Below are 936 nucleotides of genomic sequence, written 5' to 3' on the forward strand. Positions count from 1 at the left end.
CCCCGGCACAACAAGCTAGCACTTTTAATCTATATTTATTTTTATCTCCCTTTTACCCTCCCTTTTTTCTTTTTCTTTGGGGTGGTCTTGCGACCACCCTTGGTGTTTATGGGGGGTTCCCTCTTCTGCGCTGCTGGCTCCCATCACCCTTTGTCTTGCGGTCGCCCTGCGGGCGCCCTGGTTGGGCGCCCCTGGCGCTTAGTCTGGTACCCTGATAGCTATCTTATATCCAGCTTGTACTAACTTCGGGAATGCTGTGTCCTGGTACCGTCTTTTTAATAGAAGTCTCGGTGTCCCATTTGGTGATGGTTCCGTGGACGTTCCTAAGATGGCAGCTGCTTTCTCAGCGTTCTCACCGCACATTACTACCTGTTCTCCGAGTTGCCAGCCTACCAGCAGGCTCTCTGTGTTGATACTTGTCGTCATGGCTCTCTGTCTTTTGGTGGTTTGTAGCCCTTAGTCGTTGCTAAGGGCTTTAAATAAGTCAACTTCTTGGATATACCAGTACTTCTTGTAGTTGTCGAAGATTCTCCTCTTCTCTTTCATTACGTTTTCTCTTACGTCTTCCACTGCTTCTTCTCTTGTGTCTGTAGCCCAAAGTACGGTTGCTCTCTTTCTCATCTCCCTGGTTGGTGTCTCGTCATCTTGAAACCTCAGGTAGTTCTTGACTAAATAGATTTTCGTTTTCATTGTTCTTTGTTTTTAAAGGGTTATTAACTTGATTTCTATACTACAAAGGTACAAAAAAGTATTGACATATCCAAATTCTTAGCGTTAATATGTATTAACCTATCGTTAATGTATGTTAATACATGTTTCGCTCTTTTCCTCCATCTTCCCACCTCCCAGATGGCATCATTACGCTGCTGACTATTCCCAGGTCATGCCCTCTCTGTCTTGCGTCCGCACTTCGTGCGTCCACCTGAAGAAAAAGGG

1 protein-coding gene is annotated in these 936 nt (G+C 45.5%); it reads right to left on the bottom strand.

Annotated elements, in window-relative coordinates:
* Window positions 1-456 precede the first annotated feature (456 nt).
* Window positions 457-690: a hypothetical protein gene (locus DPN68_RS13040; RefSeq protein WP_113990049.1), complete on the bottom strand. Its 234-nt coding sequence runs from the start codon at window positions 688-690 to the stop codon at window positions 457-459.
* Between the last annotated feature and the right edge of the window lie 246 nt (window positions 691-936).

Source organism: Flavobacterium tibetense, assembly GCF_003293845.1.
GTDB lineage: Bacteria > Bacteroidota > Bacteroidia > Flavobacteriales > Flavobacteriaceae > Flavobacterium > Flavobacterium tibetense.

Excerpts from the sequence above, each read along its gene's own strand:
- DPN68_RS13040 (WP_113990049.1), bottom strand. The coding sequence starts at position 690 with ATGAAAACGAAAATCTATTTAGTCAAGAACTACCTGAGGTTTCAAGAT.